This is a genomic window from Saccharothrix sp. DSM 118769, from assembly GCF_052936295.1.
This window is the reverse complement of the sequence record NZ_CP193627.1, coordinates 7,377,410-7,392,233: the sequence shown is the minus strand read 5'-3', so window position 1 is coordinate 7,392,233 and position 14,824 is coordinate 7,377,410. Positions and strand designations below refer to the sequence as shown.

Genomic DNA, 14,824 nt, shown 5'->3' with positions numbered 1-14,824 from the left:
GTTGGATGGTGCCGTGACGAGCTTCGCGATCGTCGGCTCCGGGTGGCGGGCCGAGTACTTCTGGCGCCTCGCCACCGCCCTCGGCGACCCGGTCTGCGCCGGGGTCGTGTCCCGGGCGCCCAAGGACCTGCCCGTGCCCGTGTTCACCTCGCTCGACGAGTGCCTGACCCGCGCGAAGCCCGACTTCGTCGTCACCGCGACGCCGTGGGGCGTCACGCCCGGGCTCGTCGTCGAGCTCGTGGAGCGCGGCGTGCCGGTGCTGGCCGAGACGCCGCCCGCCCCCGACCTCGACGGGCTGCGGCGGCTGTGGGCGGCGGTCGGGGGGAGCGGGCTCGTGCAGGTCGCCGAGCAGTACGCGCGGATGCCCGCGCACGCCGCCCGGCTGGCCCTGGTGCGGTCGGGCGTGATCGGCGACCCCACGCGGGTGGACGTGTCCTCGACGCACCAGTACCACGCGGTGTCGCTGATCCGGGCCTTCCTGGGCGCCGGGCGCGGGCCCGTCACCGTGCGGGCCACGCGGTCCACCGCGCCGCTGCTGGACCCGATCGACCGGTCCGGCTGGGTCGCCGAACCCCGGGTCGGCACCGCCACCACGACCATCGCGACGCTCGCGTTCGACGGCGGCGGGCTCGGCGTCTACGACTTCACCGACAACCAGTGGCACAACCAGCTGCTGACGCGCCGCCTGCTGGTCCGCGGCACGCGGGGCGAGGTCCGCGACCAGGAGGTCGTGCACCTGGCCGGCGACCGCACGATCGTGCGCACCCCGCTCGTGCGCCGCCAGACCGGTTACGACCTCGACCTGGACGGCTACGACACCGACCACATCACCCACGGCCCGACCGTCCTCTACCGCAACCCCTTCCAGGGGCACCGGTGGAACGACGAGGAGGTCGCGATCGCCACCCTGCTGCTCGACACCGCCCGCTGGGTCGAGGACGCCGGCGAGCCGCCGTACCCGCTGGCCGACGGCGTGCACGACCACCGCGTCGCGCTGGCCGTCGAGGAGGCCGCCGACCACGACCGCACCACCACCGTCACCGAGGAGCCCTGGTCCTGATGCCCCTTGCCTCGCACCCGCTCGACGACGCCACCGCGAACGCCCTGGTCTCCCTGGCCGGCGCGTCGTGGGAGCGCGACGACCTGGACGCCTCCTGGGTGGCCGCGGGCCTGCCGGCGACGCCCGTGGCGTGGCAGGTCCACGAGGAGGGCGACTACCGGCTCGTCGCGGGCGACCGGGCGTTCGCCGTCGGCGTGGAGCCCGACCCGGAGCGGGTGACCGCGTTCGCCGTCGCGTTCGCGGTGTTCCTGGAGGACGCCGAGGGCGAGGAGGGCTTCTTCGACCACTTCGGCGCGGGGTGGTCGGTCGACGGGGACGCGGACCGCGACGCGTTCGACGCGCTGTTCCGCGCCGGGGTCGAGCGGGTCGCCGCACGGCTGGGCGAGCCGCTCGTGACCGGCACGCACGACGAGGCGTGGCACCACGCGGCGTGGCGCGCGGGCGACTGCCTGCTGGTCGTCGCGCAGGGCGAGGACTTCGACTCCTACGGCGTGGCCGACGACGCGAAGCTGTGGCTGGTCCGGCACCCGGCGGACCGGCCGGTGCCGGAGGGCGACGCGCTCTACGCCCTCCTGTGCGGCGACGCCACCCCGGTCTGACGGGCGGCCGACGGAGTCCGGCTGACGGGGTCGGCTAACGGGTCAGCCACACCCGCCACAGGGCCGCCGGGTCGGACAGCGGGTCGCCGTGCACCAGGCTGAAGTGCGCGGGCCCGCCGACGACCAGCCTGCCCGCCGCCGGGTCGCCGAGCAGGTCGCCGCCGCGCCAGGTGAGCGCCGCCAGCGCCTCGTGCGGCGGCAGGCCGGCCCGGACGAGCGCCTCCGCTTCCCACGCGAGCTGGTTGGCGCGCAGCGAGCCGCCGCCGAAGTCGGACCCGCCCGCGACGGCCACCCCGGCCGCGTGCGCCAGCCGCACGCCCTCCTCGGCCGCCTCCAGCCGCGCGCCGATCGTCGCCCGCGACCCCGGCCCGGTGAACCGGTCCACTGTGGACGTGGAGGTGAACGTCAGCCACGAGTGCAGCACGCCCAGCGTGGACACCAGGGTCGTGCCGGCCGCGGCCATGGCCGCCGCCGCGTCGCGGTCGAGCTCGAACCCGTGCTCGACGCTGTCCACCCCGGCCGCCGCGCCGACCCGCGCGCCGTGCAGCGCGCCCGCGTGCGCCGCCACCTTCGCCCCGCGCCCGTGCGCCTCCCGGACCAGCGCGGACACCTCGTCCACGCTGAACGGCGGCGTGTCGCGGTCCGGGCCGTCCAGGTAGACCTTGACCAGGTCCGCGCCGTCGTCGAGCTGCACCCGCGCCGCGTCGAGCAGGTCCGCGCCGTGCGCGACCTCGACCGCCAGCCCGTGCGGCAGCGCGCCGGCGTGCGCGATCCACGTGCCCGCGGCGCGCAGGTACGGGCGGTCGGCGCGGCCCGCCCACTCGTCGCGCAGCCGCAGGCTCAGCGCCCGTTCGCCGCCCGTGGTCGGGTCCGGCCTGCGCGGGGCGCCGACGTCGCGCGCCCACCGGATGCCCGCGCGCACCATCAGCTCGCCGTTCTCCTCGGCCACGGCCAGCAGCTCGTCGGCCGCGTCGAACCCGCGCTGCACCCACTGCGCGCCGCCGGGCATGCTGAGGTGGGCGTGGGAGTCGACCATGCCGGGCACGAGCGTCGCGCCGGACGCGTCGACCACCCGTGCGCGGGCCGGCACCTCGGGCCGGTCGCCCTCCCACAGGCCGGTGACGACGCCGTGCTCCACGAGCAGCGACACCCCGCGCCGCACGGAGTCCGAGCGCCCGTCGGCCAGCGCCGCGCCCTCCAGCAGCACCGCGTCACCGTCGATCCGCGTCCCACCGACCACGGGTCACCTCCGCATCGTCCGCCGGGCGGACGAGTCTGCCCGCCCCAGCCGCAATGATCAGCCGGCGCCCACGTTCGCGCGAGAGTCCAACGCCCAGACCCCGAGAGTCCAACGCTCAAGACCCGAGAGTCCAACGCTCAGGTCTCGTGAGTCCAACGCTCGCGACCCCTGAGTTCTGCGTTCGAGCCGACCGGTCGTTATGCGGAACGGAGAACTCAGGGGTCCTGGACGTTGGACTCTCGGGACCTGGACGTTGGACTCTCGGGACCCGGGCGTTGGACTCTCGGGGCCTGGAGGTTGGACTCTCGGGGTCAGGGGAGCAGGACGAGCTTGCCCCGGGCGTGGCCCGCCTCGACGACGCGGTGCGCCTCGGCCGCCTCGGACAGGGGCAGGGTCGCCCCGACCTCGACGGTGAACGAACCGCGCGCCACCAGCTCGGCGACCTCCGCCAGGCGCGCCGGGTCGCGTTCCGCGGGACCGCCGCTGAACACCACGCCGTGCTGCCGGGCGGTCGGGTCGGCGATCGTCACGACCCGCTCCGCGGTGCCGCCGCGCAGCTCGACCGAGTCGGCCAGCGCGCCCCGCCCCGCCACGTCGAACACCGCGTCCACGCCGTCCGGCGCGAGCGCCCGCACCCGCTCCACCAGCCCGTCGCCGTACGTCGTGGGCACCGCGCCCAGCGCGGCCAGGTACTCCTGGTTGCCCGCGCCCGCCGTGCCGATGACGCGCACGCCCGCCGCCAGCGCGATCTGCACGGCCAGCGTGCCGACCGCGCCCGCCGCGCCGTGCACCAGCAGCGTCTCGCCCGACTTCACGCCGAGCAGCCGCAGCACCCGGTCGCTGGTCTCCACGGCCACCGGCAGCGCCGCCGCGGCCTCCCAGGACAGCTCCGCGGGCTTGTGCGCGAACGACGAGGCGAGCGCCAGCTCGGCGTACGCGCCGCCGTCGGCGAACCCGAACACCGCGTCGCCCACCGACACCCCGGTCACGTCGGGGCCGAGCGCGTCCACCTCGCCCGCCACCTCCAGGCCCAGCACGGCCGGCAGCCCGGGGATCGCGCCCCGCATCGCGCCCGACCGCACCTTGGCGTCGAACGGGTTCACGCCGATCGCCCGGACGCGCACCCGCACCTGGCCGGGGCCGGGTTCGGGGGTGTCCACCTCGGCCACGTGCAGCAGCTCGGGCCCGCCGAACTCGTCCAGCACAACGGCTTCCATCGTCACGTCTCCTCGTCCAGTGCGCCGGTCCGCGTCGACCGGGTGCGGTCCTCCTGTGGTCCGGCACCCACCGTACTCCGATATGTGGCCGGCCACATATTCGTTACACCCGCCACCTGTCCCGGCCGGGCGGCTCGGCCACCAGCGCGGTGCCGAACGCCTCCGCGATCGCGTCCACGTCCCACACCTCCCGCTCCAGCACAGGCTGCTTCGCCGCGTACTGGGCGACCAGGTGCAGCTTGCCCGGCAGGAACCGCACCAGGTGGCCGGTGACCGCCCCGGCGAGGTCGCTGAGCAGGTAGGTGACCAGCGGCGCCATCAGGTCCGGCGCCTGCTCCGGCGAGCTGATGGCGTCGCGGCGCGGGTCGAGGTCCATCATCGGCGTCCACGCCAGCGGCGCGACGCCGTTCACCCGCACCCCCCGCTCGGCCAACGCGCCCGCCCACGACAGCGTCAGCGACGCCACCGCGCCCTTGGACGCGGAGTAGGCCGCCGCGTCCGCGCGCCCCAGCATGGCGCCGGACACCACGTTCACGATCGACCCGCCGCGCATCACCCGCGCGGCCTCGGTGCCGCAGTACAGCGTGCCCAGCACGTTGACCTCGACGACGTGCCGCAGCACCGCCGGGTCGTCCTCCCAGGGCGGGGCGAAGTGCGTGACGCCCGCGTTGTTCACCAGCCCGTCCAGCCCGCCCCACGTGTCGACGCACAGCCGCACGAGCGCCGCCGCCTGCTCCGGGTCGGCCACCGAGCCGGTGTGCGCGACCGCCTCGCCGCCCGCCGCCCGGATCGCCGCGGCGACCTCCTCGGCGCCCGCGACGTCGTTGACCACGACCCGCGCGCCCCCGGCCGCCGCGTGCCGCGCGTACGCCTCGCCCAGGCCTCGGCCCGCGCCGGTCACCACCACGGCCTTGCCGTCGAGAATCCCCATGACGCGGAATCCTCGCGCACACGGGAGGGGCGTGCTAAAAAGAAGGGTTGTATTCGCCCGAAAGGGCGGAAAGCGCTCGACCAAGTATAACACGAGGAGCAAGCGTGACAACAGGGGAATTGTCCGCCGAACGACGCCGCATCGCTTTCCTGCACGACCGGCTCGACCGGGAGCGGGCCGCCGCGCGGGCCGGGCTGGACGCCGCGCTGCGCGACCCGCACGAACAGCGCTGGCACCGCGAGGTGACCGTCCGGACGCTGTCCGAGCAGCTCAGCCGCTTGAAGGCGGCGGAATCCGGCCTGTGCTTCGGGCGCCTCGACCACGAGGACGGCACGCGCACCTACGTCGGCCGGGTCGGGTTGTTCGACGAGGACGCGGACCGGGAACCGCTGCTCACGGATTGGCGCGCACCCGCCGCCCGACCGTTCTACACCGCGACCGCCGCCCACCCGGAAGGCGTGGTCCGACGCCGCCACTTCCACACCAGGGGGCGATTCCTGGAGGCTTTCCACGACGACGAGCTGCACACGACGTCCGCCGCGCTGCTGGCCGCCGTGACCGCGCCCCGCTCGGAGGTGATGCGCGACGTCGTCGCCACCATCCAGGCCGAGCAGGACGAGGTGATCCGCCTGCCGCACGAGGGCGTGCTGGTCGTCGAGGGCGGGCCGGGCACCGGCAAGACCGCGGTGGCCCTGCACCGCGTCGCCTACCTGCTCTACGCGCGGCGGGAACGCCTGTCGCGGCAGGGCGTGCTGGTCGTCGGCCCGAACGCGGGCTTCCTGCGCCACATCTCCCGGGTGCTGCCGTCGCTGGGCGAGACCGACGTGGTGTTCGCGACGCCCGGCGAGCTGTTCCCCGGCGTGCGGACCGAGCGGGAGGACACCCCGGCGCTCCAGGTGCTCAAGGGGGGCCTCGACGCGGTCGACCTGGTGCGGGAGGCGGTCGCGGACCGCGAGGAGCTGCCCGCCGAGCCGGTGCCGGTCGAGCTGGAGGACGTGGTGGTCGAGCTGACCGCGCCGATCGCCGCCGCCGCCCGCGACGCCGCCCGCGCGTCGGGCCTCAGGCACAACGAGGCCGGGCCGGTGTTCCACCGCGCCCTGGTCGACGGGCTGGTCGCGCCCGCGCTCGCCCTGATCGGCGAGGACTGGCCGGAGCTGGCCGACGACGTGCGGCGCGAGCTGGCCGGCCACCCCGACCTGCGCCGCGCCGCCGCCGCGCTGTGGCCGGTGCTCACGCCGCAGGAGCTGCTGGCCGACCTCTACGCGGGCCGCTGCGACGCGCTCGGACGACCGGAGCTGCGCCGCGACGACCCGACCGCGTGGACGGTGTCGGACGTGCCGCTGCTGGACGAGGCCGCCGAGCGGCTGGGCACCGACGGCCGCGCCGAGCGGGAGGCGGCCCGCGCCCGGCGGGCCGAGGTCGACTACGCGCGGGGCGTGCTGGAGGTGGTCGACACCGACGCGGAGATGTACGAGGAGGACCTGCGCGCGGTGGACCTGGTCGACGCCGAGTGGCTGGCCGACCGGCACACCGAGGTCGACCACCGGGTGCTCGCCGACCGCGCCGCCGCCGACCGCGAGTGGACCTACGGCCACGTGGTGGTCGACGAGGCGCAGGAGCTGTCCGAGATGGACTGGCGCGTGCTGGCCCGCCGCTGCCCGAACCGCTCCATGACGATCGTCGGCGACCTCGCGCAGCGCCAGGCCGAGGCGGGCGTCCGCGCGTGGGACCGCGTCCTCGACCGCTACGTCCCGGGCCGCTGGCGGTACCGCGGCCTGACGGTCAACTACCGCACCCCGGCGGAGATCGTGGCCTACGCCGCCCGCGCCCTGGCCGAGGTGGACCCGACCGCGACCGCCCCGACGCCGATCCGCTCCGGCGAACCCCCGCTGGAGGTCACCGGCGCCGACCCCGCGTCGTTCCGGCCGTCGACGGGCACGTTCGCGGTGATCGGGGTCGACGGCCCGCTCACGCCGCGCGCGGCCAAGGGCCTGGAGTTCGACGTGGTCGTCGTCCTCGACCCGGAGCGGATGTCGCCCGCCGAGCGCTACGTCGCCCTGACCAGGGCGACGCGACGCCTGGTCGTGGTCCGCGACCCGGCCGTCACGGGGTGATGCGCACCGAGTCGCTCACGCCACACCCACCGGCCAGCCGCCGATCAGGGGCGCGTGCGACACGGCCAGGTCCACCAGGTCCTGCCGCCGCTCCCGGGGCACGTTCGGCAGTTCGACCTTCAGCCGCGCCTCCACGTCGTACTTCTCGGCGCCCTCGTGGCGCAGGGTCACGCCGGCGGAGACGGTGCAGCCGGAGGTGTCGTCGCCGCCGGAGGACGCGATCAGCTCGATGCTCTGGTGCAGGCACGTGGCCAGCGCGGCGGCGTAGAGCTGCTCGGAGTTCCAGCCGCCGCCCGGGCCGCCCAGCTCCGGCGGGGCGGCCACGGGCAGGTCGGAGTCGTCCACGCGCACCGCGCCCGGCCCGGACACGGCGGTGGTGGAGTACAGGTTCGTCGCTGTCGTCACGGGCGGGGGAGTACCCCGCCCCGCGCGGAATCCACCGGACCGCCGTCATGCGAACGGCTGATGCGGGTCCTACCGTGATCACGGACCGGGCGCGGCTCCCGCGGCCGGTGCGGGCGAGAACGCGTGCGAGCGGAAGGTGGCGGGATGGCGAGGTTGGCGGTCGGCGCGGTGCCGGGGGCGTTCGACGAGGCGGCGCCGGGGTACGACCTGCTGGTCGGCGCGAACCCCGACTACCACCGGGAGCTGCGGCGCTCGGCGACCGCGCTGGGCGTGCGCGACGGCGGGCGCGGGCAGCGCTTCCTCGACCTGGGCTGCGGCACGGGCGCGTCCACGGCGGCCCTGCTGGCGGCGGCCCCGCACGCGGAGGTCGTCGCGGTGGACGCCTCGGCCGGGATGCTCGACCGGGCGCGGCGCAAGTCGTGGCCGGACACGGTGACGTTCGTGCACGCGCGCGCCGAGGACCTGGCCGTGCACGGGCCGTTCGACGGCGTGTTCGCCGCGTACCTGGTGCGCAACCTGGAGGACCCCGACCCGGTGCTCAAGAGCGTGCGGGACCTGCTCAAGCCGGGCGGGCGGTTCGTGGCGCACGAGTACTCGGTGCGCGATTCGTGGGCGGCGGCGGCGCTGTGGACGTTCGTCTGCTGGGCGGTGATCGTCCCGAGCGGGGCGCTGGTGACCCGGTCGCCGAAGCTCTACACCTACCTGTGGCGCAGCGTGCTGGACTTCGACGGCGCGTCCGCGCTGCGCGACCGCCTGCGGCGCACCGGGTTCACCGGCGTCCGCTCGCTGCCCGCCGCCGGGTGGCAGCGCGGCATCGTGCACACGTTCGTGGGTCGCGCCTGATGGGTCGCAGCCTGGTGGGTCGCAGTCCGGTGGGTCGCGGCCTGGTGGGGCGCGGCCTGACCGACCGCCGGCCGACCGACCACGGCCCGGCGGACCGCCGGGCCGTGCGCGTGCCCGGCCCGACCGGGCGGGCGTCGTGCGACGGGAAGCGGGTCGTGGTCGTCGGCGGCGGCATCGCGGGGCTGGCCGCGGCGACGGTCCTGGCCGAGCGCGGGGCGCGGGTCGTGCTGTGCGAACGGGAGCCGTACCTGGGCGGCCGGGTCGGCGGCTGGGAGACCACCCTGGCCGACGGCAGCCGCGCCACGATGACCCGCGGGTTCCACGCGTTCTTCCGGCAGTACTACAACCTGCGGTCGTTGCTGCGCCGCGTCGACCCTTCGGGTGACGCCCTGACGGGAATGCCCGACTACCCGCTGTGGCACGCCGGGGGGTACCGCGAGGGCTTCGCCGGCCTGCCGCGCACCGCGCCGTGGAACGCCCTGGGCTTCCTGCTGCGCAGCCCCACGTTCCGGCCGCGCGACCTGACCACCGTGGACGCCCGCGCCGCCCTGCCGCTGCTGGACGTCTCCGTGCCGCGCACCTACGACGAGCTGGACGACCTCGACGCGGCCACCTACCTGCGGCGCATCAGGTTTCCGGAGGCCGCGCACGCGCTGGCCTTCGAGGTCTTCTCGCGCAGCTTCTTCGCCCACCCGAGCCGCATGTCCGCCGCCGAGCTGGCGACCATGTTCCACATCTACTTCCTGGGCTCCGCCGAGGGCCTGCTGTTCGACGTGGCGGCCGACCCGTTCCCGCACGCCCTGTGGAACCCGCTGGGCCGCTACCTGGCCGAGCGCGGGGTCGACGTCCGCACCGGCACGCCCGTGCGCCGCGTCGAGCGGGGCTTCACCGTGCAGCTGGACGACGAGGTGCTGGACGCCGACGCCGTCGTGCTGGCTGCGGACGTGAACGGCCTGCGCGGGATCGTCGAGAACTCGGACCTGGGCACCCCGGAGTGGCGGGCGGGCGTGAAGGCGCTGGACACCGCCCCGCCGTTCCTGGTCTCCCGCTACTGGCTCGACCGCCCGGTCCGCCGCGACCGGCCGGGTTTCGTCGGCACCAGCGGCTACGACCTGCTGGACAACGTCTCCGTGCTGGACGCCTACGAGCACGAGGCCCGCGCGTGGGCGGCCCGCACCGGCGGCGCGGTGGTCGAGCTGCACGGCTACGCGGTCCCGGACGGCGTCACCGAGGACGAGGCCCGCGCCCGCCTGCTGGCGCAGCTGCACGAGGTCTACCCGGAGACGCGCGGGGCGGGGATCGTCGACGAGCGCCACGAGCTGCGCGCCGACTGCCCCCTGTTCCCGCCGGGCGGCTGGTCGACCCGCCCGACCGTGCGCACGCCGGAACCCGGCGTGGTGCTGGCGGGCGACCTGGTCCGCGTCGACCTGCCGGTCGCCCTGATGGAACGCGCGGCGACCACCGGTTTCGCCGCCGCCAACCACCTGCTGTCGGGGTGGGGCGCGGCGGGGACCGACCTGTGGAGCGTGCCGACGACGGGGCGAGGGCCGCTCCTGCGCACCCTGGCCCGCCGGTTCGGCCGCACCCCGACGACGAGCTGACCGGCAGGCCGACCAAACCCGATCCGGACCCCGACCACCTGCCGCGCCGCACCACGCCCCGACCGTCGAGCCTCAGCCGTCGAGCCCTGGCTGTCGAGCCCCGGCTGTCACGCCTCGGCCGGCACGCCCTGGCCGGCGACCAGCGATTCCCCCAGCGCCGTCAGGGAGTGCACGGTCCGGCGACCCAGGCGGGCCGAGCGGAGCAGGCCGGCGGCGCGCAGCACACCGGTGTGCCGGCTGATCGACGCCGCCGACGTGCCCACCCGGCGCGCCAGCTCGGTCGTGCCCGCCCCCGTCCGGGCGCACCGGAGCACCGCGCCGCGCGTGGGGCCGAGCAGCGCGTCCAGGCCGTCGCCGACCGCGGTCGGGCGCTCCTCCCGGGCCACCGGGTAGACGAGCGCCGGTGCCGGTTCGGCCCGGACCAGGGCGCGACCGCGGCAGAAGTACGACGGCACCAGCCGCAACCCGCGCCCGCCGAGGTGCAGCTCGCCGTCCGGCGCGCGGTCCACCACCAGCACCGGCGGTTCCCAGCGGGCGTGCGGGGCGAACCCGGACAGCAGGCCGTGCACCCCGCCGTCGAGCAGGTCGTGGGCGCGCCGGGCGCGGTCGGCGTCCACGCTCTCCCGCACCGCCGCCGCCCACGGCGCGACCAGCGCGGCGTGCAGGTCGCGCAGCGCGTCCGCCACCCTCATCAGGGCGTGCGGCTCGCCCCGGACCAGCGGCGTCGCCCAGTCCGGCAGCGGTCCGAAGCGGGCCAGGTCCGCCCGCACGCCGGCCGCCGGGGCGCGCCGCACCGCCTCCAGGCCCGCCGCCAACCCGGCGGCCGACTCCGGCGGCGTGAGCAGGGACGGGAACCGCGGCTCCCGCGCGGTCAGCAGGTGCAGCACCCGCACCGCCGGGCCGAGGCGGGACAGCGCACCGCGCACCGCCCGTTCCCACTCCCGGAACTCCGGCGACCGGTCCCGCAACCGGCACGCCGCCAGCGCCACCTCCCACAACGGGTCGGCCCCCGGTGCCACCGACGTGCGCGCCAAGTCGTCGTTGTCGAAGAAGATCCGCACCACGAAGTCCCCCCGGACGTTCCGCTACCCCGTTCTGCTTATCGGCCTGCGCCGGACGACGTTTCCGCTGTGCTGCAAAAGCCTGGCGCGGTACACCCGGCCGGGGGCAGGCTCATGCGTGTTCGACCACCGCACAAAAGGGGGAAGTCATGAGGACGATCGCGAAACTGGCCCTGGCCGCCGTCGCCGCCGCCATGCCCGTCGTGGCCCTGGGCGCGCCGGCGCAGGCGGAGCCGAAGGGCGCCGGTGACGTGGCGGCGCGGCACGCGCCCTGCGGCACCAACGGCCCGAACCTGGACAACCGGACGGCCTCGGGCGCCACGTCGGGGGCGCGCATCCGCACCGGCTCGGACGCCGGCTGCACCGCGCGGGGCTCCAGCCAGTCGTCGCACGTGCTGGACTACTACTGCTGGACCGTCGGCAACGACGGCTTCTCGTGGACGTACCTGCGCAACACCAACACCGGTGTGCTCGGGTGGACGCGCGACGACCTGCTGCCGATCAAGGACGGCGTGCGCGGCAGCAACGTGCACTGCGGGTTCTGACCGACCGCGCGACGGGCACCCCCCCGGTCCGGACCGAGGGGGTGCCCGTCGCGCGCGGCGCCACGCGCCCGTCCCTGCCTCACCTGGTCCGCGACCAATACACCGCCCCCTCCAGCAGCGCCGACAGGCCGACCAGGAAGTGCGGCAGGTCGTCCTTGTGCAGCCGCGCGGTCAGGTGGTCCGCGGTGACGGTGACCTGCTCGCGCTCGGTCGGCCGCGATCTCCGGTGCAGCCGCACCAGGTAGCCCACGACGAGCGCCTCGACGCCCGGCAGCAGGCTCTTGGGCAGGTGGTCGATGTTCCGGGGCAGGGTCAGTTCGACCACGACCCGACCCCGGTCCTTCGTGATGCCGAGGAGGCCGGGCAGCGCGTGGTCCGCCGCTAGTTCGGCCGAGACGGTCCGCTGTGCCATGAGCACAGACCGTGCCAGAACGACACGCCCGCAGGAACGCCCGCCGGTCGCTGGCACCCGTTCGGCAGAGCCCGCAACTCTGCGGAGTCGGCGAGGGTGCGCGGTCCGGGCGGCCCCTTCGGGTGAACCGCGGAACAATCGCTTGAAACGGGCGTAATAGAACGATAGGTTTGGTGTCGGAACTTGTGGTCGGCCCGCGAATGGTGTGCGGGTTCAGCGAACCCATCGCCCGAGTCCCCCCAGGTGTTGTGATCGGGCGATGGGCAGTACAGGACCTTATCCGTTGTCCTGCGGCACGAACGAGTGAATCCCGTTCTTTTCCCTTGCCCTTCTCGGGCCCTGTCTGGTCTGGTGTAGCACGCTCGTCGCAGTCTGTTCAGGGGTGGACGCGACTCGACGGGCCTCGCTGAACACCAACACAGGGGATGTGATCGTGGCGATCACGCTCGACGAAGGAAAAGCGACGTCAACCGTTCCTCTGCGGCGTCAACTCGCGCCGTTCCTGCTGCCGCTCTGCTTCACGACCTCCTACTTCCTCGGGGAAATCGACACCGGGGCGCCGGTCGACCTGGCCACGCCCGTGATCGGCCTGCTGTGGGCGGGGCAGTTGCTCGCCCAGGTGCTCGTCTGCCTCGTCCGGGGGCTCGTCCCGGGCTGGCGGGTCACCTTCAGCGTCACGGCCACCTTTGGCACCAAGCCCGGTAGCCCCGTCCGGCCGGTGCGCCGGGGCTGAGCCGACGCCGCGGACCGCCCGTCGTGAGCCGGCGACGGGCGGCCCGCGGCGGGAACCGGTGGGATCGAGCAGCGGGATCGAGCGGCGGAACCGGGCTCAGGACGGGAAGCGGCCGGTCGTGCGCAGGTCGTAGCGGCGCTCGGCGTAGGCCAGGTCGTCCTTCCACAGCCGGGCCGCCGCCCACTTCATCAGCGGGCGGATGGCCGGGGCCACCGGCAGGGCCTTGGTGAAGCCCGCGCGGTCGGAGTAGGCGATCGTGGCCTCGATGACGGCGGTGCGCGCCGACCCGTCCGGGGCCGGGGCGAGCGGGGTCGCGTGGGTCTCCACGACGCTGCCCGCGCCCTCGCCCTCCACGATGTGCATGACGATCGTGCGCGGCTCGGGGCAGGTGAACGCGGCGACCACGGGGACGCCGATGCGGCCCGCCAGCTTGAACGTCACCTCGACCAGGAAGCGGTCGTCCTCCTCGGTCGGCGTCTCCAGCACGGAGAGGTTCGCGAACGAGTAGGGGTGGAACCACGCGCCGTGCCACGGGTCGAGCCGGTTCGCGACGACGTCCTCGGGCTCGCACCGGCCGATCATGGTGGCCACCGCGTCCAGCGACCCGGCGGGCGGGCGCTCCGGCAGCACGGGCGCGTCCAGCGGCTCCTCACCGCCCACCTCGTCCAGCCGCACCCACACCAGCACGCCGTCGTCGTGCGCCGGGTAGGGGCTCCACGAGCCGAACTTGCGCGACCCCAGCGCCAACCCGTGCCACCGGCACACCAGCTCGCCCCGGTGCACGGCCCCGTCGCACAGCGGCGCGCCCAGGTGCGGGCACGAACCGGGTCCGGCCAGCACCGACGACCCCGACCGCCACGCCACCACCTCGCGCCCGGCGACCGTGCGGCCGAACGGCGCGTCGGCGCGCACCTCGCGGCTCGCCGCCAGCACGAACCAGTTGCCCGACGGGCGGGCGGTGGCGCGCTTCAGGGCCGCCTCGATCAGCGCGGGCTTCGCGTCCCGCCAGGTGGGTTCCTGCTCCGGCCACGGCTTGGCGGCGAAGCGGCGCAACGGGATGGGCATGGGGGTCTCCAAGTCAGGCCAGGACGGCACGGGCCAGGGCGGGCAGGGCGATGGCCAACCGCCTGCCGTTGGACACGGTGACCCGGCGGGACAGCACGTCGTAGTCGGCGCGCTCCACCAGGTCGAGGATGCGCCCGTACAGCCGGTACGCGGTGGCCACGCACGGCCGGGACGCGGGGGAGAGCATCGGGATGCCCGGCGCGGCGTCGCGGTACACCGCCCGCGTCCGCTCGACCTGGAACGCCAGCGCCCGCTTGATCCGCGGGTCGGTCCGGCCGGTGCGCCGCGCCCACAGCAGCAGCTCCCGGTCCACGCCGAACGACGCCAGCTCCTCGGTCGGCAGGTACACGCGGCCCCGGTCGAGGTCCTCGCCGACGTCGCGCAGGAAGTTCGTCAGCTGGAACGCCACGCCCAGCGCCGCCGCCGCCGGTTCGGCCTCCGCGCGCGGCACGGACGTGCCCAGCACCGGCAGCACCTGCAACCCGATCACCGCGGCCGACCCGTGCACGTACCGCCCCAGGTCGGCGTAGGTGTCGTAGGAGGTGACCGTGAGGTCCATCCGCATCGAGGTCATGAAGTCGTCGAACAGCGACCGGTCGATGTCGTAGCGGCGGGCGGTGTCCACCACGGCCGCGACCACCGGGTCGTCGCTGCCGCCCGCGGCCAGGCCGGCCGCCAACCTGTCCTCCACAATGGACAGCTGGGCGGCGCGCTCGGCGGGCGTGCGGCCGTCGTGCACCTCGTCCACGATGTCGTCCGCCCAGCGGGCGAAGCCGTACAGGGCGTGGATCGCCGGCCGCCGCTCGCGGGGCAGCAGGCGGGTCGCCAGGTAGTAGGTGCGGCCGTGCTCGGCGTTGAGCGCGCGGCAGCGCTGGTACGCCCGCCGCAGCTCCGGGTCCGTTATGGCGGCGGCGTCGAGTTCCCGATCGACCGACATGGCGTCCTTCCGCAGGGTTTCGCGACCACGCTAGGACCACCCGCCGCGCACCGCACAACGG

The 14,824-nt window shown here is 75.3% G+C and carries 15 protein-coding genes; 7 read left to right on the top strand and 8 right to left on the bottom strand.

Features of this window, described 5'->3' with window-relative positions; genetic code table 11:
• Positions 1-13: 13 nt before the first annotated feature.
• Positions 14-1,060, top strand: a complete 1,047-nt coding sequence (locus tag ACRAKJ_RS30815) for a Gfo/Idh/MocA family oxidoreductase (protein ID WP_438921575.1) — start codon at positions 14-16, stop codon at positions 1,058-1,060.
• Positions 1,060-1,659: a hypothetical protein gene (locus tag ACRAKJ_RS30810; protein WP_438921574.1), complete on the top strand. Its 600-nt coding sequence runs from the start codon at positions 1,060-1,062 to the stop codon at positions 1,657-1,659. Before ACRAKJ_RS30815 ends, ACRAKJ_RS30810 begins: the two co-directional genes overlap by 1 nt.
• A 34-nt stretch (positions 1,660-1,693) precedes the next feature.
• On the opposite strand, the gene ACRAKJ_RS30805 is transcribed toward ACRAKJ_RS30810, so the two are convergent.
• The 3 genes from ACRAKJ_RS30805 to ACRAKJ_RS30795 all read right to left on the bottom strand — a co-directional run bounded on the left by ACRAKJ_RS30805 (position 1,694) and on the right by ACRAKJ_RS30795 (position 5,047).
• Positions 1,694-2,899 carry an amidohydrolase family protein gene (locus tag ACRAKJ_RS30805; protein ID WP_438921573.1) on the bottom strand — a complete coding sequence of 402 codons (1,206 nt, stop codon included), beginning with the start codon at positions 2,897-2,899 and terminating at the stop codon, positions 1,694-1,696.
• A 311-nt stretch (positions 2,900-3,210) separates the two neighbouring features.
• Complete coding sequence (locus tag ACRAKJ_RS30800) at positions 3,211-4,116, bottom strand: zinc-binding dehydrogenase (protein ID WP_438921572.1); 906 nt, start codon at positions 4,114-4,116, stop codon at positions 3,211-3,213.
• 103 nt (positions 4,117-4,219) lie between these two features.
• Complete coding sequence (locus tag ACRAKJ_RS30795; RefSeq protein WP_438921571.1) at positions 4,220-5,047, bottom strand: SDR family NAD(P)-dependent oxidoreductase; 828 nt, start codon at positions 5,045-5,047, stop codon at positions 4,220-4,222.
• A gap of 104 nt (positions 5,048-5,151) precedes the next feature.
• Here ACRAKJ_RS30795 and ACRAKJ_RS30790 point away from each other — a divergent pair, with 104 nt between their 5' ends.
• On the top strand, positions 5,152-7,161 hold the full coding sequence (locus tag ACRAKJ_RS30790; RefSeq protein ID WP_438921570.1) for a UvrD-helicase domain-containing protein: 2,010 nt from the start codon (positions 5,152-5,154) through the stop codon (positions 7,159-7,161).
• A gap of 15 nt (positions 7,162-7,176) precedes the next feature.
• Here ACRAKJ_RS30790 and ACRAKJ_RS30785 read toward each other — a convergent pair whose 3' ends face one another.
• Positions 7,177-7,566 carry an OsmC family protein gene (locus tag ACRAKJ_RS30785; protein ID WP_438921569.1) on the bottom strand — a complete coding sequence of 130 codons (390 nt, stop codon included), beginning with the start codon at positions 7,564-7,566 and terminating at the stop codon, positions 7,177-7,179.
• Positions 7,567-7,710: 144 nt separating this feature from the next.
• On the opposite strand from ACRAKJ_RS30785, the gene ACRAKJ_RS30780 reads away from it, so the two are divergent.
• Both ACRAKJ_RS30780 and ACRAKJ_RS30775 read left to right on the top strand, forming a co-directional pair.
• Positions 7,711-8,409, top strand: a complete 699-nt coding sequence (locus ACRAKJ_RS30780) for a class I SAM-dependent methyltransferase (RefSeq protein ID WP_438921568.1) — start codon at positions 7,711-7,713, stop codon at positions 8,407-8,409.
• Positions 8,409-10,010: an FAD-dependent oxidoreductase gene (locus ACRAKJ_RS30775; protein ID WP_438921567.1), complete on the top strand. Its 1,602-nt coding sequence runs from the start codon at positions 8,409-8,411 to the stop codon at positions 10,008-10,010. The genes ACRAKJ_RS30780 and ACRAKJ_RS30775 overlap by 1 nt, the downstream gene beginning before the upstream one ends.
• Before the next feature lie 107 nt (positions 10,011-10,117).
• Here ACRAKJ_RS30775 and ACRAKJ_RS30770 read toward each other — a convergent pair whose 3' ends face one another.
• Complete coding sequence (locus tag ACRAKJ_RS30770; protein ID WP_438921566.1) at positions 10,118-11,071, bottom strand: ArsR/SmtB family transcription factor; 954 nt, start codon at positions 11,069-11,071, stop codon at positions 10,118-10,120.
• 149 nt (positions 11,072-11,220) lie between these two features.
• Here ACRAKJ_RS30770 and ACRAKJ_RS30765 point away from each other — a divergent pair, with 149 nt between their 5' ends.
• Positions 11,221-11,616 carry an SH3 domain-containing protein gene (locus ACRAKJ_RS30765; RefSeq protein WP_438921565.1) on the top strand — a complete coding sequence of 132 codons (396 nt, stop codon included), beginning with the start codon at positions 11,221-11,223 and terminating at the stop codon, positions 11,614-11,616.
• 79 nt (positions 11,617-11,695) lie between these two features.
• On the opposite strand, the gene ACRAKJ_RS30760 is transcribed toward ACRAKJ_RS30765, so the two are convergent.
• Positions 11,696-12,028 (bottom strand): hypothetical protein, encoded by a 333-nt coding sequence (locus ACRAKJ_RS30760; protein ID WP_438921564.1) that lies wholly within the window; start codon positions 12,026-12,028, stop codon positions 11,696-11,698.
• A gap of 433 nt (positions 12,029-12,461) precedes the next feature.
• Between ACRAKJ_RS30760 and ACRAKJ_RS30755 the strand changes: the two genes are divergently transcribed.
• A complete protein-coding gene (locus ACRAKJ_RS30755; protein WP_438921563.1) occupies positions 12,462-12,761 on the top strand; it encodes a hypothetical protein in 300 nt (99 codons plus the stop codon).
• A gap of 96 nt (positions 12,762-12,857) precedes the next feature.
• On the opposite strand, the gene ACRAKJ_RS30750 is transcribed toward ACRAKJ_RS30755, so the two are convergent.
• Both ACRAKJ_RS30750 and ACRAKJ_RS30745 read right to left on the bottom strand, forming a co-directional pair.
• Positions 12,858-13,826, bottom strand: a complete 969-nt coding sequence (locus ACRAKJ_RS30750) for a DUF5914 domain-containing protein (protein ID WP_438921562.1) — start codon at positions 13,824-13,826, stop codon at positions 12,858-12,860.
• Positions 13,827-13,839: 13 nt separating this feature from the next.
• On the bottom strand, positions 13,840-14,763 hold the full coding sequence (locus tag ACRAKJ_RS30745; RefSeq protein ID WP_438921561.1) for a squalene/phytoene synthase family protein: 924 nt from the start codon (positions 14,761-14,763) through the stop codon (positions 13,840-13,842).
• Positions 14,764-14,824: the final 61 nt, after the last annotated feature.